Below are 18,025 nucleotides of genomic sequence, written 5' to 3' on the forward strand. Positions count from 1 at the left end.
TCGGACCGGGCCTGGACCGCTACCCGCCGGCGGCGAGGGTGATGTCCACGAACGCCTGAGTTGCCGCGGTGATCGGCCCGGACCGGTAGATCAGCCACTGCGGAAGCGTCTCCGGCGGCGAAAACCGCAGCACCTCCGCCCCGGCGCGGCGGGCCAGCTCCGCCCAGCCGTCCGGCATCAGGCTCGCGCCGATCCCGCGCAGCACCATCGGCAGCACGACACTCCGGTCGCCCGCCTCGGCAGCGATCGACAAGTCCGGCACGCTCGCGGCGAGCCGGTCGAAGAATCCGCGCACCGCGGTCGCCGGCGTAGTGACGACGAACCGCATGCCGCTGAGTTCGCTCCGCTCCACGGCGCCGTCCGAGCCGATTCCCGTACCCGGCGGGGCGACCAGCAGCAGCTCTTCGTCCCGCAGGTGATGCGCGACCAGGCCCGGCCCGGCCGGGCGTTCCGCGCTCCCGCACACCCCGGCTTCGCACCGGCCCTGCACCACCATCGCGACCACCTCGGCCGCCGACAACGCCGCCGAGGTGCTGACCAAGACGCCCGGATGGCGCGTGCGCATCTCGGCGATGCTGCTGATCACCGGCTCCAGCGCGGACGACGACGTGGCCGCGACGTCGATCCGCCCGGCCGGTCCGTCGCCCGCCATCCGCGCGGCGGCGCGCAAGGCGTCGAGGTCGCGCAGCACCAGCCGGGCGCGCTCGGCCAGCAGCTCGCCGGCGTTCGACAGCACCGCGTTGCGCCCGACCCGGTGGAACAACTCGACGCCCAGGTCCTGCTCCAGCTTCGCGATCGCCCGCGACAGCGACGGCTGCGCCACCCGCAACGCCCGCGCCGCGTGCGTGAACCCGCCGTGCTCGGCGATCGCGACGAAGTACTCCAGCTGGCGGCGTTCCATAGCGATACGCTATCGGATTGGTGCCTCAGATGTCTTTGACGTACCGCCAGCTCACGCGCGACGATAGGGCCCATGGTCCAGACGCGCCCGACGTTGCAGGGCACCTTCGGCATGGTGTCGTCCACCCACTGGCTCGCCTCGGCGGCCGCGATGGCGGTGCTCGAGGACGGCGGCAACGCCTACGACGCCGCGGTCGCCGGCGCGTTCGTGCTGCACGTCGTCGAACCGCACCTCAACGGGCCCGGCGGCGAGGTGCCGATGATCCTCGCCCCGGCGGGCGGCGCGCCGAAGGTGTTGTGCGGGCAGGGCCCCGCACCGGCCGGCGCGACCATCGAGCACTACACCTCGCTCGGACTGGACCTCGTCCCCGGCACCGGCCCGCTCGCCGCCGCGGTGCCCGGTGCGGTCGAGGCGTGGCTGCTCCTGCTGCACGACCACGGCACGAAGTCGCTGCGCGAGGTCCTCAAGTACGCCATCCACTACGCGGCGGACGGCCATCCGGCAGTCGAGCGCGTCGGCGCGACGGTGGAGACCGTCCGCGCGCTGTTCGAGACCGAGTGGACGACGTCGGCCGAGCTGTACCTGCCCGGCGGAGTCGCGCCGAAACCCGGTGCGCTGCTGAAAAATCCGGCGCTTGCCGAGACTTGGCGCCGGCTGATCGCGGAAGCGGAGGCGGCCGGAAGCGATCGGGAAGCGCAGATCGAGGCGGCGCGGAAGGCGTGGCGCGAGGGCTTTGTCGCCGAAGCACTCGCCGCCTTCGCCGCGAAACCGGCGATGGATTCTTCCGGCGAACGGCACGCGGGCACCCTCACCGCCGACGACATCGCCGCGTTCCGCCCGGCCTACGAGGACCCGGTCACCTATTCCTGGAACGGCTGGACGGTCGCGAAAGCCGGGCTGTGGAGCCAAGGTCCGGCGTTCCTGCAACAGCTCGCGCTCCTGCCGGACGAGCTGGAGTACGCGACGCCGGACTACTACCACCGGCTCATCGAGGGCACGAAGCTCGCGATGGCCGACCGCGAAGCCTGGTACGGCGACAGCGCGGAAGTCTCCGTCGAAGCGTTGCTTTCCCCCGAGTACACCGAGACCCGGCGCCGGCTGATCGGCGAGCGCGCGTCGTTCGACCTGCGTCCGGGCAGCCCGGAAGGCCGCACACCGCGCTTGAGCCGGCACGTGCACTACGTCGCGGGCGGCGGGGTCACCGCGTCGGCGATCGGGGCGGGGGAGCCGACCGTCGCGAAGGACGGCCTGACCCGCGGCGACACGTGCCATCTGGACGTGGTCGACCGGTGGGGCAACATGATCGCGGCGACCCCGAGCGGCGGCTGGCTGCAGTCCAACCCGGTGGTGCCGGAGCTGGGCTTCCCGCTGGGCACCCGGCTGCAGATGGCGTGGCTCGACCCGGGTCTGCCCAACTCGCTCGCCCCGGGCAAACGGCCGCGCACCACGCTGTCGCCGTCGCTCGCGCTGCGCGACGGCGTGCCGGTGATGGCGTTCGGCACCCCCGGCGGCGACCAGCAGGACCAGTGGAACTTCCACTTCTTCCTCGGCGTCGCACTGCGCGGAAAGGTCCGCGGCGGGCTCGACCTGCAAGGTGCGATCGACGCCCCGAACTGGCACACCGACAGCTTCCCGAGTTCGTTCTACCCGCGCGGAATGGCGGCGGGCAGCGTGACGGTGGAATCGCGGATCGGCGCGGAAGTCATTGCCGCGCTGGAAAATCGGGGCCACGACGTGACGGTCGGCGAGCCGTGGTCGGAGGGGCGGCTGTGCGCGGTGGCGAAGGATCCGGAGACCGGAGTGCTGTCGGCGGCGGCGAATTCGCGTGGCGCGCAGGGGTACGCGGCGGGGCGGTGACCGGGGGACGTGCCGTGCGGGGAACCCGCGCTTCCCCACGGCCTACCGGGAGACCGCGGCGGCGGAACCCGTGTACCGGGCGCGAAGTTCGCGTTTGAGCAGCTTCCCGGTGGCGTTGCGCGGAAGCTCGTCCACCACCTCGACCCGGCGGGGACACTTGAACGCGGCGATCCGCTCCCGGCAATAGGAGATCACCGCCTCCTCGTCGAGCGCATCATTGGCCGGAACGACCACCGCGACCACCGTTTCGCCCCACTGCGGGTCCGGCACGCCGATCACCGCGACGTCGGCGATGTCCGGATGCCGGTGCAGCACCTGTTCGACCTCGATCGGATAAACGTTCTCGCCGCCGGAAATGATCATGTCTTTCTTGCGGTCGACCAAGGTGACGAACCCGTCGGCGTCGCAGCGGGCGAGGTCGCCGGAGTGGAACCAGCCGCCGCGCAGGGCTTCGGCGCTCGCTTCGGGCAGGCCCCAGTAACCGGCGAAAACGTTGGGGCCGCGCAACACCAGCTCGCCGACCGTCCCGGTGGGTACGTCGTCGTCGCGTTCGTCCACGATCCGGGCCTCGACGTGCAGGAAGGGCCGTCCGACGGACCCGGCGTGCGAGCGCACGAACGCCGATTCCAGCACCAGCGCGGCGGGGGAGAGTTCGGTCATCCCGAAACCCTCCACGAAGGTCAGTCCCTTGCCCTCGTAGAACTCGATCACCGGCAGCGGGCACGGCGCGCCGCCGCACAACAGGTACCGGAGCCGGGACAGGTCGTAGGAATCGAAATCCGGGACCTGTGTCATCGCCGCCCACATCGCGGGCACCATGAAGTGGACGGTGACCTTCTCCCGCTGCAGCAGCGCGAGGGTTTCTCGGGGCTCGAACTTGCCCGCGACCACCACCGTTCCGCCCGCGTACAGCAACGGCAGGGTGAACAGCGCCAGCCCGCCGATGTGGAAAAGGGGAGCCACGGTGAGCGTGATGTCCGACGGGAGGATTCCTTCCCCGGAGGTGAGCACGTTGATCGCGTTCGCCTCGAGGTTGCCGTGCGTGAGCATGGCTCCTTTGGGCCGGCCGGTGGTGCCGGAGGTGTACATCAGCACCGCGACGTCGTCCGGCCCGGTCGGTTCGGGTTCGACGCGGCCCGCTCGCGCGAGTTCGCTGTTGTTGACCAGAGTCCGAGCGCCGGAAGCCTCCTTCGCGAGCGCGGCGAACGTGTCGTCGTGCACCACCACGACCGGCCGGGCGTCGTCGAGGAGGTACTCGATTTCGGCCGCCGCGAGCCGGAAATTGATCGGCAGTGTGATCGCGCCGAGCCAGGCGACCGCGAAGAGCGTTTCGAGGTAGTCCGTGGAGTTCAGGCCGAGCAAGGCCACCCGGTCGCCCTTGCGCACGCCCAGCTCGCGCAGCGCCGCCGCCCGCCCCGCGACCCGGCGTTCGAGGTCGGCGTACGTGATCCGTTCGCCGGTCTCCGCGGCCACGAGCGCAACGGATTCGGGGGTGACGGTGCTGCGCCGGGCAACCCACTGCGCCAAGCTCGATGCCATGCCGAGACTCCTTCGTCGCCGGGGACCACGACGAAGGTAACCGTACGGACGGTCAGTGGTCAAACTTCGGCTACAGTGGGCCGATGCCACCCAAAGGCCGCGCCGGGGACATCCTCGCGACGTTCACCCGCTACGTCGCCGAACGCGGCTACGACGCCACGAACTTCTCCGACATCGCCGGCGAGCTGGGACTGTCGAAGGGCACCATCGTGCACCACTTCGGCACGAAGGACCGGCTGCTCGCCGCGCTGCACGAGTCGTACATGCGCCGCAGGCTCGCCGAGGCCGCGCTGATCCGCGACCGCCTCGCGATGCCGACGCAGCGCCTGGCCGGGCTGCTGTACGCGTTCGTGCTGTACCAGGTGGTGGACCGGGAGGCGACCGTCGCGTTCCAGCGCGAGGTCGTCCGCCTCGCCGACCACGAGGCGATGGCCGAGGGCCGCCGGATGCGCGCGGAATACCTCGGACTGGTGCGCGCGACCTTGTCCGAAGGGATCGCGTCGGGGGAGTTCCGCCCGTGCGACGTCGAGGTGCAGAGCCTGCTGATCTTCGGCTCGGCCCAATGGGCGTGGACGTGGTTCGACCCGGCCGGCACGGTGTCCGCGGAGCAGGTCGGAGCGCAGCTGGTCGAACTGGTCCTCGGCGGACTGCTGACGCGCCGGACGCGGCTCAAGGGGTTGACCGAGGCGGGCGGGAAGGTGGTTCGGGTGGTGCGTCAGTCCATTTCGGACGTCACCGGATCCTGAGCCGCCGCATCATCTTCAGCCCGGACAGCATTCCTTCCACGTACTTTTCGTACTTCTGCCCCGGACGTGGGCTCATCACCGGCTTCTTCAGCACCGCCAGGTTCTGCACGTCGGTGTACTTCAGCAGCCCCTGGTCCCCGTGCCGGGCACCCACGCCGGAGGTCTTCACGCCGCCGGACGGGGTTCCCTTGGCCGCGTACGCGGTCGCCAGGCTGTCGTTCACGTTGACGTTGCCCGTTTCCAACCGCGCAGCCACCGCGGCAGCCGCGCGAAGCTCCTTGCCCCATACCGAAGCATTCAGCCCGTAGTCGGTGTCGTTGGCCAATTCGACTGCCTCGTCTACAGTCCGGTAGCGGTGCAATGCCACGACAGGGCCGAACGTTTCGGTGACCCCGCACAGCATGTCCTTCGTGACGCCTTCCAAAATGGTCGGCTCGAAGAACGCCGGGCCGAGGTCCGGCCGGGGACGGCCGCCGCACAGGACGGTGGCTCCTTTTTCCACCGCGTCGTCCACATGGGACTTGACTCGCTTCATGTGGTCCGCCGAAACCAGCGAGCCCATTTCCGGCCCGAAATCGTAGGCCGCTCGCACGTCCAGCGAGGAAGCCTTGGCCACAAAGGCTTCCTTGAATTCCTCGTACCGCGACTCGGGCAGGTAGATCCGCTCGATGTGCATACAGATCTGCCCGGTGTTGCCGAACGCGCCGAACACCGCGCCCGGGACCGCGTCGGCGAAATCGGCGTCGGGAAGCACGATCATCGGGTTCTTGCCGCCGAGTTCGAGGCAGCAGCCGATCAGGTTCCGGCCCGCTCGCTCGCCGATCACCTTCCCGGTGGCGGTGGAGCCGGTGAACATCACGTAGTCGGCCTGGTCGATCAGCGTGGGACCGACGTCCGGACCCTCGCCGCACACCACTTGGAACAGGCCGCGAGGCAGGCCGGCTTCTTCGAGCAACTGCACGCCGTACAGCGGCGACAGCGCGGTTTTGTTGTCGGGCTTCAACACCACTGCGTTGCCCGCCATCAACGCCGGGACAGCGTCGGAAATGCCGGTGGCGAACGGAAAATTCCACGGCGCGATGATCCCGACCACGCCTTTGGGCACCCGGATCTCGGTCGACGACGACACGAGCGGAACCGGTCCGCCGCGCCGCGTCGGGGCCAGCAGTTTTCGGGCGCGCTTCAGGTAGTGGCTCATGATCATCGGCGGATCGCACGTTTCCTCGATCGCCATCCGCCGGTTCTTGCCGCTTTCCACCTGGATCAGATCGGCGATCGTGCGCGCGCGGTCGATGAACAGCGAATGCGCCCGCCGAAACACCGCTAACCGCTGTTTGAGCGGCGTCGCGGCCCATTTCGCCTGTGCCGCCCGCGCGGTCGCGAAAGCCTGCTCGATGTCGGACGGCGTCGATTGCGGCAGCTCCACCAGGACGTCGCCGGTGTAGACCTCGGTGAGCGGCCACGCCGCGCCGCCCGATCCGGGGACCCGGGCGACGAGCCCGCGTAGGAAGTCTTCGGCCGCCGTAGCCGGGCGGGTGGGCCGGACCGGGGTGAGGGTCATGGTCTTCCGCTCCTTCTCAGTTGCCGGAAAGGACCAGCTGCGCACCCATTTCGCCGATCATGATGCAGGGCGCGTTGGTGTTGCCGCCGGTGATCGACGGCATGATCGAGGCGTCGCAGACCCGCAGGCCGTCGATCCCGCGGACCTTGAGATCCGGGCCGACGACGGCCAGGTCGTCCACGCCCATCCGGCAGGTGCCGACGCCGTGGTACACCGACGTCGCGCGGTTGAGGATCGCGTCGCGCAGCTCCTGGCCGCGCAGGTGCGTGCCCGGGTGGATTTCCTCGTTGACCGAGCCCTTGAACGCCTTCGACGCGAAGATCTCGCGCACCATCTCGGATCCCTCGCCGAGCACTTCGAGGTCGGACGGGTCGGAGAGGTACTGCGGGTCGATGAGCGGCGCCGCGGCCGGATCGGCGGAGGCGAGCCGGATCGTGCCGCGGCTCTTCGGGTAGATCAGCGTGGTGAGCACGGTCAGCGCCGGCCGCTTGTCGACCGGATGCCGGATCGGCGCGTCCTGGTTCGGCGAAACGTACGCCCACGGCAGCAGGTGCAGCTGCAGGTCCGGCACGTCCCCGGCCTGCGACGTCTTGAGGAACGCGAGCGCCTCGAACACCGAGTTCGCCAGGAATGTCGAACCCGGCTTGAGCAGCTCCCGGGCCATCCCGCGCGCGAAATACGGCGCGGTGCCCTTGTTCTTGCACGACGACACCTGGAACGTCAGCGCGTGGAACATGTGGTCGTGCAGGTTGTCGCCGACCGGCAGATCGGCGAGCACCTCGATGCCGTGTTCCTTGAGGTGCTCGGCGTGCCCGATCCCGGACAGCATCAGCAGCTGCGGCGACCCGACGAACCCGGCGGAGAGGATGACCTCCTTGCCCGCCCGGACCGTGCGGCGCCTGCCGTTGGCGTCGGTCACCTCGACGCCGGTCGCGCGGCCGTGCTCGATCACCACCTTCCGCACGAACACGCGGGACTGGATCTCGAGCGTCCGGGGCGCGAGGTGGTGCAGGTAGCCGCGCGAAGCGCTGTAGCGGAGGCCGTCGGCAGCGTTCTGCTGCATCCGGCTGACGCCCTCCTGCGACTCGCCGTTGTAGTCGTCGATGATCTCGCAGCCGATCGCGTCGGCCGTCGCGTCGAGGAACTGGAGCGTGCCTTCCTGCGGCATCTTGTTGCGGGTGATCTTGATCGGCCCGCCCGCGCCGCGGAAGGCGTTCTCGCCGTCCTCGAAGTCCTCCATGCGCTTGTACGCGGCGTTGACGCTGTCGGCGTCCCAGCCGGTGTTGCCCTCCGCCGCCCAGGAGTCGAAATTCGCCCGGTTGCCGCGGACGTAGACCATCCCGTTGACCGAACTGGAGCCGCCGAGCACCTTCCCGCGCGGCACCGGCATGCGCCGATCGAGAACATGTTTCTGCGGGACCGAGTAGAACCCCCAGTCGCTCATTTTCTTCAGCTGGGGCACCGCGTGCAACGGGGCAACCAACCCCGGCTTGCGCAACAGCAGCTGCTCGTCGCTCTTGCCCGCCTCGAGCACGATCACGCTGGCCCCGGACTCCGCGAGCCGCCCCGCGACGGCAGCCCCCGAGCTGCCCGACCCGACGACCACGTAGTCGGCTTCGCTCTTTCGGGCCACCCTCGCCGCCATGTCCGCTCCTCGTCCCGCGCGCCACCGAAACTATAACCTGTTCTAGTTCAGGCACGGTATAGCTTTCCCGCCGGGTGCGCAACGCTTCGCGCGCGGACCCGATCGGCTTGCCCGCAGGGGGATCGGCCGCATCGACCCCGCGTGAGCGGCCTTGCTCCGTTCGGTGCGACCCTCGCCACGCCGAGTACGCAAACGAGGCGATAGCGGACACATCGGACGCACGTGCGATTGACGGCCGGCCGGACACCGCCGTACCGTGCTGCTCGCGCGACGGCTTCCCGAAGCCGGTGAGAATCCGGCACGGTCGCGCCACTGTGTGCCCATCCCGGGCGAGTCAGGTCGAGGAGCCGTCGTCAGGTCCACCCGCAAGGGACGCGTCATCCCGAAGGAGAGCCATGGCCACCATTCCGGCCGACCGGTCCACCCCGGTCGTTCTGCCCGTCTCGAAAGCCGCTTTGCTGCTCGGCGCGACCATCGCCGGCGCGCTGCTGCTGTACTACTTCGTCGGCGTCGACCAGGGCGCGGTCTCGATCTTCGGCAGCGACACCCACGTGCACGAGTTCGTCCACGACGCGCGGCACTTCCTCGGCTTCCCCTGCCACTGACGCGCCCGGAACGGACAACCGAACAATGCAGAACAAACTGATTCTGCGCGGCCTCCTCGCCGGAGCGCTGGGCGGACTGCTGGCGTTCGTCTTCGCCCGGATCTTCGCCGAACCGCTGACCCAGGCGGCGATCGACTACGAAACCGGCCGCGACGAGGCGCAGGCTGCGCTCGACCAGGCCGCCGGGATGGCGAGCGACCACGAGGGCCACGAGGTTTTCAGCCGGGCCGTGCAGGGCAACCTCGGCCTCGGGATCGGCATGGTGCTCTTCGGGGTCGCGATGGGCCTGCTGTTCGCGGTGACCTACACCGTGCTGCTGGGTCGCGTCGGCCGGATCCGCGCGCGGGTGCTGGCGGTGCTCGTCGCCGGGGCCGGATTCCTGACGCTGTATCTCGTGCCGTTCCTGAAATACCCGGCCAACCCGCCGGCGATCGGGCACGAAGCCACCATCGGCGCGCGCACCGGGCTGTACCTGACGATGGTCGTCGCTTCGGTGGTGTTCCTGGTCGCGGCGGTCGTGGCGGGCAAACGGCTCGCTCCGCGGCTGGGCAACTGGAACGCGACGCTCGTCGCGGGCGCCGGGTTCGTGGTGCTGTCCGCGTTGCTGATGGCGCTGTTGCCGTCGCTCGGTTCGCTGGCGTCCAACGTCGCCGAGTACGGTCCGCAGGCCAGCGAAACCCCGTTGCCGCTCAAGGGTCCGGACGGCCGGATCGCGTACCCCGGATTCCCCGCCGACACCCTCTTCGGCTTCCGGCTTTACTCGGTGCTGGCGCAGGCCATCCTGTGGACGACCATCGCGCTCGTGTTCGGCCCGCTCGCCGAACGCGTGCTGGACCGCGGGCGCGCGGTTACCGTCGAGGCGTGAACCCGCTGACCGGACTGGGCCCGTTCTTCGCCGTCGACACGCATCCGGCCGGGGAGCCAGCCGAGCCGTGGCGTCCGCTCGCCGAGGTTTTGGACGACGGCCCGGTGCTGCGCGAACGCGTCGCGCGGAACCGGGCCGTGCTCGGCGGCGATTTCGTGGAACCGCGGGTCGCGGCGTCGATCGCGCATCTCGGGCTGGCGGCGCGGATCATCTCGCCCGCATTGGGGCTCGCGGTCGGTTCGGCCGCGGTGCCGGACTATTCGACGGCGTGGTGGCAGCCGAAGCTCGGCGGTGCGTTTCCGTTGTCGCTGGCGGAAAACCCGCCGGTCGAGTCCGAGGTGGTCGGTGCGTTCGCGGAACGGGTGTTGCGCGGGCCGTTGGCGCGGCTGGACCAGGCGATGGCGGAGTTCTCGCTGGCGCGGAATGTCCGGCGAGGGAATGTGGCGTCGGCGCTGAACGGGGCGGTGACGGTGCTGCGGGCGGAGCGTCCGGAGTGGACTGACCGGGTCGCGGGCATTGTCGCCGAGCTGGAAGAATTGCCGGAATTGGCCGGTGCCGCGACTCGCGAGAACGGCCGGTTCCGCCGTCGCAGCTGCTGCCTGTTTTACCGGGCGACGCCGGATCGCGACGGCCCGAAATGCGGGGATTGCGTGCTGGCCTGACCGGTCAGGGCGCCCGGTTGGCTTGATAGGCGATCATGATTCCGGCGAACCGGTCGGCCTCGTAACAGGGATCGTTGTAGGCGTCCAGTTTGGGGTCTGTCGCGGTGACGGTGACCGTGAGCAGAGTGTCGTCGGCGACGCCGGTTTCCACCGTGCACTGGCCGTCGCGAGTGTCCCGATGGATGCCGGGATAGCTGTGCACGAAGACCGGGGCGAAGCCGGGAATCGAAGCCCGGCGGCGGTAGCGGGCTTCCAAGCCGCCTGAGGTCGTGTCGACGGAAGCGGTGTAAGCGAGCGCCTTTGTGTCGTGGGGAATCCAGGTGCAGGCGGTCTTCCCGGCGACCGGGGCGGTCGTTCCGGGGCTGCTGACGAAGAACATGACCAGTTGGTCGTGGGCCATCAGGTCGCAGGGTTTCGTCGTGAACTGCGCGAGGTCGAGCGGGGCGTCGGGCAGCGGCGGCGACAGACGCGGCGGAGGCGGCGGCGCGGACGAGCAGCCCGCTGCGCCGAGGAGGAACGCGAGCAGCAGGCCCGCACGACGACGGCGGTGCGGAGGCACGATTTTCTTCGGCGCCACGGATTCGAGCATAGCCGCATTCCAGCGCTTTCGGTTTACCGCGGAAAAGCGGCAGAAGCCTGTTTTGTGCGGTCGAATGCCAAAAGATTCGCAATGAACCTGCGATCGAGATCTGCGTGCGCGACACTCGGGAAGAAGAGCACCGGGAGGCGGCCATGCGCAGGTATCGCAACTACTGGACCTACAGCGCCGGGCTGCTCGTCGCGTGGGCGCTGGTCTTCCTGCTCGTCGGCCTGCTTCGCGGCGGGCACGAGGTGCAGGTCGTGCTGCCGGTGTTCGGCGGCTTCTGCATCGGCTGGGTGAGCACGACGATCGCGCGATACGTGTACCCGCCGCCGAAGCAGTGGCTGGGCTGAGCCCGGTCCCGCGATCCCGTCTCCGGCAGCGACCCCGTGCAGTCACCCGAACGGGCGGACCCGCCGGGGGTGGCGCCGCGCCGGGTTTGCCCGGAAACTGCGTATGGTCGAACCCATGCCAGGGGACGACGGCCTGCTCACGCAGGACAGCACGCGCGGGCTCACCGCGGCCGAGGTGGCCGAGCGGGTCGCCGCGGGACGGACCAACGACGTGCCTTCGCGCACGAGCCGCAGCGCGTGGGAGATCGTCCGGTCGAATGTCTTCACCCGGATCAACGCGATCTTCGCGGTGCTCGCGGTCATCATCTTCTCCACCGGCTACCTGCTGGACGGCCTGTTCGCCGGGGTGATCGTCGCGAACAGCGTCGTCGGCATCGTGCAGGAGCTGCGCGCCAAGCGGACGCTGGACCGGCTCGCGATCGTCGGCCAGGTGCGCCCGCGCGTGCGCCGCGACGGGAGCAGCGGCGAACTGGCCCCGGAAGAGGTCGTGGCCGACGACGTGATCGAGGTCGGCGCGGGCGACCAGGTCGTGGTCGACGGCGAGGTGCTGTCCGCGGACGCCCTCGAGGTCGACGAATCGCTGCTCACCGGCGAGTCCGACCCGGTGGTGAAGCGCGCGGGCGACGCGATCATGTCCGGCAGTTTCGTGGTGGCCGGGAACGGCGCGTACCGGGCGACGAAGGTCGGCGCGGAGGCGTACGCGGCCAAGCTCGCCGAGGAGGCGGGCCGGTTCACGCTGGTCGATTCGGAGCTGCGGAACGGGATCAACAAGATCCTGAAGGTCATCACCTACCTGCTGATCCCGGCCGGCGCGCTGTCGATCTACAACCAGCTGTCCGGGGCGCAGGAACTGCCCGCCGCGCTGCGCGGGATGGTCGCGGCGCTGGTCCCGATGGTGCCGGAGGGGCTGATCCTGCTGACGTCGGTCGCGTTCGCGGTCGGCGTGATCCGGCTGGGGCGGCGGCAGTGCCTGGTCAACGAGCTGCCCGCGATCGAGGGACTGGCCCGCGTGGACGTCGTCTGCGCGGACAAGACCGGCACGCTCACCGAGAACACCATGCGGCTGTCCGAACTGCGGCGGCTGCACGACGCGGGCGAGGAGCCGGAGACGGTGCTGGCCGCGCTCGCCGCCGCCGAGCCGCGCCCGAACGCCAGCCTGGTCGCCATCGCGCAGGGCTGCCCGGCCGCACCGGACTGGACGCCGACCGCCGTGGTGCCGTTCTCCTCCGCGCGGAAGTGGAGCGGTGCGGCGTTCGCCGAGCACGGCGACTGGGTGCTCGGCGCGCCGGACGTGCTGCTGCCCGCCGAGTCGGAGGAACGCGCGGAAGCGGAACGGATCGGCGCGCAGGGCCTGCGGGTGTTGCTGCTCGGCCGGGCCGCTAACCCCGTCGACGCGCCGGACGGGCCGGGCACGGTCACGCCGGTGGCGCTGGCCGTGCTGGAACAGAAGATCCGCGGCGACGCCCGCGAGACGCTGGACTACTTCGCCGCCCAAGGCGTTGCGGTGAAACTGATTTCGGGCGACAACGCGGTGTCGGTCGGCGGCGTGGCCCGCGCGCTGGCGCTGCCTGGCGGCGAGGCCCCGGTCGACGCGCGGACGCTGTCCGAAGACCCCGGCGAGCTGGCCGATCAGCTGGAAGGCACCGCCGTGTTCGGCCGCGCGACACCGGCGCAGAAGCGGGCGATGGTCGCGGCGCTGCAGGCGCGCGGGCACACCGTCGCGATGACCGGCGACGGCGTCAACGACGTCCTCGCGCTGAAGGACGCCGACGTCGGCGTCGCGATGGGCGCGGGCAGCCCGGCGACTCGGTCCGTCGCGCAGATCGTCCTGCTGGACAACGCTTTCGCTACTCTGCCGCACGTCGTCGGCGAGGGCCGGCGGGTGATCGGCAACATCGAACGCGTCGCGAACCTGTTCCTCACCAAGACCGTTTACTCGGTGCTGCTGGCGCTGATCGTGGGCGTGCCCGGGCTGATCGGCCTGGACGCGATGCCGTACCCGTTCCTGCCGAGGCACGTCACGATCGTCGGCTGGTTCACCATCGGCCTGCCCGCGTTCGTGCTCTCGCTGGCCCCGAACAACGACCGCGCGCGCTCCGGATTCGTCGGCCGCGTGCTGCGGACGGCGGTCCCGGCCGGGGTGGTGATCGGGGCCGCGTCGTTCGTCTCGTACGTCCTGGTCCATCCCGGCAACGCGACCACCGAAGCCGCGCAGGTCCAGGCGAGCACCACGGCGCTGATGACGCTGATGGCGCTGGCGCTGTGGGTGCTGGCGGTCGTCGCGCGGCCCTACACCTGGTGGAAGGCCGCGCTGGTCGCGACGATGGCGGTGGTGTCGGCGCTGATGTTCCTGCTGCCGTGGACGCGCGAGATCTTCCAGCTGGACCCGGGCAACGCGAGCTACACGCTGACAGCGGTGTGCTGCGCGGCGGCGGGAGTGGTGCTGATCGAGATCGGGCGCTGGATCGGGAACCGGATCGGGAAAGCGGGTTCGTGAGGGGAGACCCGTGACGTAATGCGGGTTCCCCTCGCGAACAGTTCGCGAAGGATCAGGCGCCGCTCGGCAGGTGCTGCTGCAGCGCGCCCAGCCCCTCGACCCGCTCCCGGAGCCGTTCGTCCTGGGCGGCCAGCTCCGCGTCGGTCAGCACGATCGCGTCCGGACCCGGGAAGACCGTCGAGTCGTGGTCCGCGCCCTGCCAGCGGACGGTGAACGGCGGTCCTCCGTCCGGTGAACCCACCGCCACGATGCGGCCCCGGTGCTCCGGCATGTCGACGTGGCTTCCCTTCACGACCAGCCAGTCTCCACGCTGTGCGTGCATGGTTCCTCCTCTCGCGAGTTGCGACGCATCCAGCGATACCCCTGTCGCGCCGGTTGCGAAACCCCGAGGTAGTCCGTTCCGGGGACGCATGCGGCCAACCCGGATACGCCGCGTTCCGGCTGTCCCGGCGACGACACCGGTTCCGGCTCTCGGACGTGTCGCCCCTGGGGCGGAGCTCGGCGAGCGCGAGGAGCGCCGCGGAGAGCGGGCCGCCCCGTCTCGCGAGCGGCAAGGTCGCTGAGCCCCGGCGTGCCCAACCCGCTGACCTGCGGCGAAGAACTACTCTATGGAGGTATACACGGCGCGTATACCTCTGCTGTATAGTGATCTTCACCCCCGGATTCCGGGGTCAAGGGAGGAACAGGGGAATGTCGGTTTCACACACCTTGCTCGCGTTGCTCGAGTCGGGTCCGAGACACGGGTACGACCTGAAACGGGCGTACGACGAGCAGTTCGGGCAGGACCGCCCGCTCGCGTACGGCCAGGTCTACTCGACGCTGTCGCGCTTGCTGCGCAACGGCATGGTCGAGGTCGCGGGGGTCGAGAGCGGCGAAGGGCCGGAACGGAAGCGCTACACGATCACCGACGCCGGGATCACCGACGTCGAGCAATGGCTGAACACTCCGGAAAGCCCGGAGCCGTACCTGCAGAACACGCTGTACACGAAGGTGGTGCTGGCGCTGCTGTCCGGGCGCGACGCCACCGACGTGCTGGACGTCCAGCGCAGCGAGCACCTGAAGGTGATGCGCTCGCTCACCAAGCGGAAGTCCCAGGGCGACCTCGCCGATCAGCTGATCTGCGACCACGCGCTCTTCCATCTCGAGGCGGATCTGCGGTGGCTCGAGCTCACCGCCGCCCGGCTCGGCGAACTCGAGAAGGCGGTGCGCTGATGACCAGGCCGGGGACTCCGCTGCTCGCGGGCAACGGGCTGCACAAAACGTTCGGCCGGACGCGGGCGCTCGACGGGGCGGCGCTGACCGTCTCGGCGGGGGAAGTGCTCGCGATCATGGGCGCGTCCGGTTCGGGGAAATCGACGCTGCTGCACTGTCTCGCCGGGATCGTCCGGCCGGACTCGGGGACCATCCACTACGCCGGCCAGGACCTGGTCGCGATGGACGACAAGGGCCGGAGCGCGTTGCGGCGCACCGAATTCGGCTTCGTGTTCCAGTTCGGCCAGCTCGTTCCCGAGCTGACCTGCCTGGAGAACGTCGCGCTCCCGCTGCGGCTGACCGGGGCGAAGCGGAGGCCGGCCGAGGCCAAGGCGAAGGAATGGCTGGCCCGGCTGGAGGTCGACAACCTGGCGAAGCGGCGTCCGGGCGACGTCTCGGGCGGGCAGGCGCAGCGGGTCGCGGTGGCGCGGGCGCTGGTGACCGGGCCGAAGGTCGTTTTCGCCGACGAGCCGACCGGCGCGCTCGACTCGCTCAACGGCGAGAAGGTCATGCAGATGCTCACCCAGGCGGCGCGGGAAACGCACGCCGCGGTGGTGCTGGTGACCCACGAACCGCGGGTCGCGGCGTACTCCGACCGCGAGATCGTGGTGCGGGACGGGCGCACGGTCGACCGGGAGCTGGTCGCATGACGCGGGATCTGCTGCTGGGGCTCCGGCTGGCCGTCGGGGGCGGCCGGATGTCCGGCTCGGCGCTCCTGCGGCTCGCGATGACCGCGTTCGGGATCGCGCTCGCGGTCGCCGTGCTCCTGCCCGCCGCCTCGGTGAGCCACCTGGTGGACGCGCGGGCGGAGCGCGCGGCGGCGATCAAACAGGACACGACGCCGCGCGAGGGGATCGCGCCGCTGGCGACCTACCGCTGGTACCCGTCGGTCGGCGAGGACTTCGTCCAGCTGACCGCGGTCGCGCCGACCGGGCCGAACTCGCCTGTGCCGCCGGGGCTTTCCCGGCTGCCCGCGCCGGGCGAGGTCGTCGTGTCGCCCGCGCTGGCGGAGAAGCTGAACTCGGCCGAGGGCGCGTCGCTCAAGGCGCGGCTGCCGGGCGCCGTGGTCGGCCAGATCGCCGAGCCGGGCGTGAGCGACGCGGCCGACCTCACGGCGTACTACGGGTCGACCGCCGCGGAGATCAAGGCCGAGGGGGAGAACGCCAGCAGCGTTTACGCCTACGGCAAGCCAGTGGAAGGGTTCGCGCTGTCGGCGATCATGTGGATGGTCGTCGCGCCGATCGCCGCGGTGCTGCTGCTGCCGTTGCTGATCTTCGTGACCACCGCGTCGCGGATGGGCGCGGCGCAACGGGAACGGCGGCTCGCCGCGCTGCGGCTGATCGGGGTGGACGCCCGGCAGATCAAGCGGGTCGCGGCGGCGGAATCGCTGGTCGGCGCGGTGATCGGGCTGGTGGCCGGCGGTGCGCTGTTCTCCGCGCTGCGTCCGTTCATCGGGGACTGGCTCCCGTTCGGCCTCCGGGTGTTCGCGGACGACTTCACGCCGTCATGGGTGTCGCTGCTGGTGATCGTGCTGCTCGTGCCCGGCCTGGCGGTCGGCTCGGCGCTGTTCGGCCTGCGCCGCACGATCGTCGAACCGCTCGGCGTGGTCCGGCAGGGCAAACCGGTGCGGCGGCGGATGTGGTGGCGCTGGACGATCACCGCGATCGGCGTAGTGTTCCTGCTCGGCACGCTCGTCGTCTCGCCGGGTTCGGGGGACCAGGCCGCCGCGCTGGCGCTCACGGTGGGAAGCGTGTTCCTGCTGATGGGCGTCGCGGCGCTGCTGCCGTGGCTGGTGGAGCGGATCGTGGAACGGCTGCGGGGCGGTCCGCCGTCCTGGCAGCTCGCGGTGCGCCGGCTGCAGCTCGACAGCGGCACCGCCAGCCGGGTGGTGTCCGGGCTGGTCGTCGTGCTGGCCGGGACGATCCTGATCCAGGGCGTGCTGACGTCGATGACCAACCGCACCTCCCGGTCCTACGAGACGCCGGCCGGGGTCGCGGCCGCGCCGGTGCGGGTGGACACCACGAGCTCGCACGAGGCCGAGGTCCGGCAGCGGCTGTCCGGCGCGGCCGGGGTGACCGGCGTGCACAGCGCCCAATCCCTGCAGCTCAGCGCTGGCGAACGGGACATCTACGGCACGGTCGGGGACTGCGTGGCGCTGAAGACGGAGGCGAACATCGGCGACTGCGCCGACGGCGACGTCTTCTACGTGACGGGCTCGTCGGCGCAGGCCGTGCCGAAGGGCGAGTACCAGCTGTCCGGCTACCGCAACGGCAAGACGGTTCAAGGTCCTAAGTGGACAGTTCCGGACCGTGTCCGGGTCGTGCCGTCGAGCAACACCGCGAAGGCCGCGGCCAGCATCCTGCTTGTCACGCCCAGCGCGCTCGGCGACGTCAAGCCGCCGATCGAGCGGACGCAGCTGCTGGTGGAAGGCCCCGGAAGCGTCGACGAGCTGGTCGACCGGGTCGCGACCGTGCTGCGCCCGCTGGCGTGGAAGGCCGAGGTCGGCAAGACGGACTACCTGTCCGACTACGCCGGCCGCGACGACCGGATGGTGGCGAGCTTCCGCGCGGTGCTGCTGACTGCGTCGCTGTTCGTGCTGGCGGTGGCCGCGATGAGCCTGCTGATGCTGTCGATCGAGCAGATCAGCGAACGCCGCCGCCCGCTCGCGGCGCTGTCCGCGGCGGGCGTGCCGATCGGCGTGCTGGCCAGGGGATCCCTGTGGCAGACCGCGGTTCCAGTGCTCGTCGGGGTGGTGCTGGCGGTCGGCGCCGGGCTCGGCCTGACCGCGCCGATCCTGCGGCTGGCCAAACTGCCGATGATGGTGGACGGCGGGGTGCTGGCCGGACTCGCCGGGGCCGCGGTGGCCGCGGTGCTGCTGGTGACGGCCTTGACGCTCCCGCTGCTGCGCCAGGTGACGAGGCTGGACACACTGCGCTCGGAGTGAGCCGGGGGTGGTCCGTGAA

General features: G+C 70.5%; 16 protein-coding genes and 1 riboswitch. Of the genes, 10 read left to right on the forward strand and 6 right to left on the reverse strand.

Annotated features, from left to right (window positions below; all coding sequences use genetic code 11):
- Positions 1-19: 19 nt before the first annotated feature.
- Positions 20-901, reverse strand: coding sequence for a LysR family transcriptional regulator (locus L942_RS28395; RefSeq protein WP_037366321.1), 882 nt, complete (start codon positions 899-901; stop codon positions 20-22).
- A gap of 72 nt (positions 902-973) precedes the next feature.
- On the opposite strand from L942_RS28395, the gene L942_RS28400 reads away from it, so the two are divergent.
- On the forward strand, positions 974-2,758 hold the full coding sequence (locus L942_RS28400; protein WP_037366323.1) for a gamma-glutamyltransferase family protein: 1,785 nt from the start codon (positions 974-976) through the stop codon (positions 2,756-2,758).
- A 42-nt stretch (positions 2,759-2,800) separates the two neighbouring features.
- Here the strand turns inward: L942_RS28400 and L942_RS28405 are convergent, their stop codons facing one another.
- Complete coding sequence (locus tag L942_RS28405; protein ID WP_037366327.1) at positions 2,801-4,297, reverse strand: acyl-CoA synthetase; 1,497 nt, start codon at positions 4,295-4,297, stop codon at positions 2,801-2,803.
- 83 nt (positions 4,298-4,380) lie between these two features.
- On the opposite strand from L942_RS28405, the gene L942_RS28410 reads away from it, so the two are divergent.
- A complete protein-coding gene (locus L942_RS28410; protein WP_037366330.1) occupies positions 4,381-5,043 on the forward strand; it encodes a TetR/AcrR family transcriptional regulator in 663 nt (220 codons plus the stop codon).
- Here L942_RS28410 and L942_RS28415 read toward each other — a convergent pair.
- Positions 5,030-6,604, reverse strand: a complete 1,575-nt coding sequence (locus L942_RS28415; protein WP_037366333.1) for a succinic semialdehyde dehydrogenase — start codon at positions 6,602-6,604, stop codon at positions 5,030-5,032. The two genes, L942_RS28410 and L942_RS28415, sit on opposite strands and share 14 nt — an antisense overlap.
- 16 nt (positions 6,605-6,620) lie before the next feature.
- Positions 6,621-8,249 carry a GMC family oxidoreductase gene (locus tag L942_RS28420; RefSeq protein WP_037366336.1) on the reverse strand — a complete coding sequence of 543 codons (1,629 nt, stop codon included), beginning with the start codon at positions 8,247-8,249 and terminating at the stop codon, positions 6,621-6,623.
- Positions 8,250-8,517: 268 nt separating this feature from the next.
- A riboswitch (adenosylcobalamin (AdoCbl) riboswitch) is annotated at positions 8,518-8,602 on the forward strand.
- A gap of 42 nt (positions 8,603-8,644) precedes the next feature.
- On the opposite strand from L942_RS28420, the gene L942_RS28425 reads away from it, so the two are divergent.
- Genes L942_RS28425 through L942_RS28435 form a run of 3 tightly spaced genes read left to right on the forward strand, consistent with a single transcriptional unit; the run spans position 8,645 to position 10,381 of the window.
- On the forward strand, positions 8,645-8,854 hold the full coding sequence (locus L942_RS28425) for a CbtB domain-containing protein (RefSeq protein WP_037366402.1): 210 nt from the start codon (positions 8,645-8,647) through the stop codon (positions 8,852-8,854).
- Between the two features lie 25 nt (positions 8,855-8,879).
- On the forward strand, positions 8,880-9,719 hold the full coding sequence (locus L942_RS28430) for a CbtA family protein (RefSeq protein ID WP_037366339.1): 840 nt from the start codon (positions 8,880-8,882) through the stop codon (positions 9,717-9,719).
- Complete coding sequence (locus L942_RS28435; protein ID WP_037366341.1) at positions 9,716-10,381, forward strand: (2Fe-2S)-binding protein; 666 nt, start codon at positions 9,716-9,718, stop codon at positions 10,379-10,381. Before L942_RS28430 ends, L942_RS28435 begins: the two co-directional genes overlap by 4 nt.
- A 4-nt stretch (positions 10,382-10,385) precedes the next feature.
- Here the strand turns inward: L942_RS28435 and L942_RS28440 are convergent, their stop codons facing one another.
- Positions 10,386-10,970 carry a DUF3558 family protein gene (locus L942_RS28440; RefSeq protein WP_037366344.1) on the reverse strand — a complete coding sequence of 195 codons (585 nt, stop codon included), beginning with the start codon at positions 10,968-10,970 and terminating at the stop codon, positions 10,386-10,388.
- Between the two features lie 143 nt (positions 10,971-11,113).
- Between L942_RS28440 and L942_RS28445 the strand changes: the two genes are divergently transcribed.
- The gene (locus L942_RS28445; RefSeq protein WP_037366347.1) at positions 11,114-11,314 is read left to right on the forward strand and encodes a hypothetical protein; all 201 of its coding nucleotides are present in this window, start codon (positions 11,114-11,116) and stop codon (positions 11,312-11,314) included.
- Between the two features lie 115 nt (positions 11,315-11,429).
- Positions 11,430-13,811: an HAD-IC family P-type ATPase gene (locus tag L942_RS28450; protein ID WP_037366404.1), complete on the forward strand. Its 2,382-nt coding sequence runs from the start codon at positions 11,430-11,432 to the stop codon at positions 13,809-13,811.
- Positions 13,812-13,863: 52 nt separating this feature from the next.
- Here L942_RS28450 and L942_RS28455 read toward each other — a convergent pair whose 3' ends face one another.
- Entirely contained in the window at positions 13,864-14,133 is a 270-nt protein-coding gene (locus L942_RS28455) for a DUF1918 domain-containing protein (RefSeq protein WP_037366350.1), read from the reverse strand.
- A 368-nt stretch (positions 14,134-14,501) separates the two neighbouring features.
- Here L942_RS28455 and L942_RS28460 point away from each other — a divergent pair, with 368 nt between their 5' ends.
- From L942_RS28460 to L942_RS28470, 3 genes are read left to right on the forward strand one after another with little or no spacing between them, the layout of a single operon-like run.
- Entirely contained in the window at positions 14,502-15,023 is a 522-nt protein-coding gene (locus tag L942_RS28460) for a PadR family transcriptional regulator (protein ID WP_037366353.1), read from the forward strand.
- Positions 15,023-15,712 (forward strand): ABC transporter ATP-binding protein, encoded by a 690-nt coding sequence (locus L942_RS28465; RefSeq protein ID WP_037366356.1) that lies wholly within the window; start codon positions 15,023-15,025, stop codon positions 15,710-15,712. The genes L942_RS28460 and L942_RS28465 overlap by 1 nt, the downstream gene beginning before the upstream one ends.
- Complete coding sequence (locus L942_RS28470; protein ID WP_037366359.1) at positions 15,709-18,006, forward strand: FtsX-like permease family protein; 2,298 nt, start codon at positions 15,709-15,711, stop codon at positions 18,004-18,006. The genes L942_RS28465 and L942_RS28470 overlap by 4 nt, the downstream gene beginning before the upstream one ends.
- Positions 18,007-18,025: the final 19 nt, after the last annotated feature.

Source organism: Amycolatopsis orientalis DSM 43388 (genome assembly GCF_000411975.1).
Taxonomy (GTDB): domain Bacteria; phylum Actinomycetota; class Actinomycetes; order Mycobacteriales; family Pseudonocardiaceae; genus Amycolatopsis; species Amycolatopsis orientalis_D.

Bases quoted from the DNA above. Each gene is read 5' to 3' on its own strand.
- L942_RS28395 (WP_037366321.1), bottom strand. From the start codon at position 901: ATGGAACGCCGCCAGCTGGAGTACTTCGTCGCGATCGCCGAGCACGGC.
- L942_RS28400 (WP_037366323.1), top strand. From the start codon at position 974: ATGGTCCAGACGCGCCCGACGTTGCAGGGCACCTTCGGCATGGTGTCG.
- L942_RS28405 (WP_037366327.1), bottom strand. From the start codon at position 4,297: ATGGCATCGAGCTTGGCGCAGTGGGTTGCCCGGCGCAGCACCGTCACC.
- L942_RS28410 (WP_037366330.1), top strand. From the start codon at position 4,381: ATGCCACCCAAAGGCCGCGCCGGGGACATCCTCGCGACGTTCACCCGC.
- L942_RS28415 (WP_037366333.1), bottom strand. From the start codon at position 6,604: ATGACCCTCACCCCGGTCCGGCCCACCCGCCCGGCTACGGCGGCCGAA.
- L942_RS28420 (WP_037366336.1), bottom strand. From the start codon at position 8,249: ATGGCGGCGAGGGTGGCCCGAAAGAGCGAAGCCGACTACGTGGTCGTC.
- L942_RS28425 (WP_037366402.1), top strand. From the start codon at position 8,645: ATGGCCACCATTCCGGCCGACCGGTCCACCCCGGTCGTTCTGCCCGTC.
- L942_RS28430 (WP_037366339.1), top strand. From the start codon at position 8,880: ATGCAGAACAAACTGATTCTGCGCGGCCTCCTCGCCGGAGCGCTGGGC.
- L942_RS28440 (WP_037366344.1), bottom strand. From the start codon at position 10,970: ATGCTCGAATCCGTGGCGCCGAAGAAAATCGTGCCTCCGCACCGCCGT.
- L942_RS28445 (WP_037366347.1), top strand. From the start codon at position 11,114: ATGCGCAGGTATCGCAACTACTGGACCTACAGCGCCGGGCTGCTCGTC.
- L942_RS28450 (WP_037366404.1), top strand. From the start codon at position 11,430: ATGCCAGGGGACGACGGCCTGCTCACGCAGGACAGCACGCGCGGGCTC.
- L942_RS28455 (WP_037366350.1), bottom strand. From the start codon at position 14,133: ATGCACGCACAGCGTGGAGACTGGCTGGTCGTGAAGGGAAGCCACGTC.
- L942_RS28460 (WP_037366353.1), top strand. From the start codon at position 14,502: ATGTCGGTTTCACACACCTTGCTCGCGTTGCTCGAGTCGGGTCCGAGA.
- L942_RS28465 (WP_037366356.1), top strand. From the start codon at position 15,023: ATGACCAGGCCGGGGACTCCGCTGCTCGCGGGCAACGGGCTGCACAAA.
- L942_RS28470 (WP_037366359.1), top strand. From the start codon at position 15,709: ATGACGCGGGATCTGCTGCTGGGGCTCCGGCTGGCCGTCGGGGGCGGC.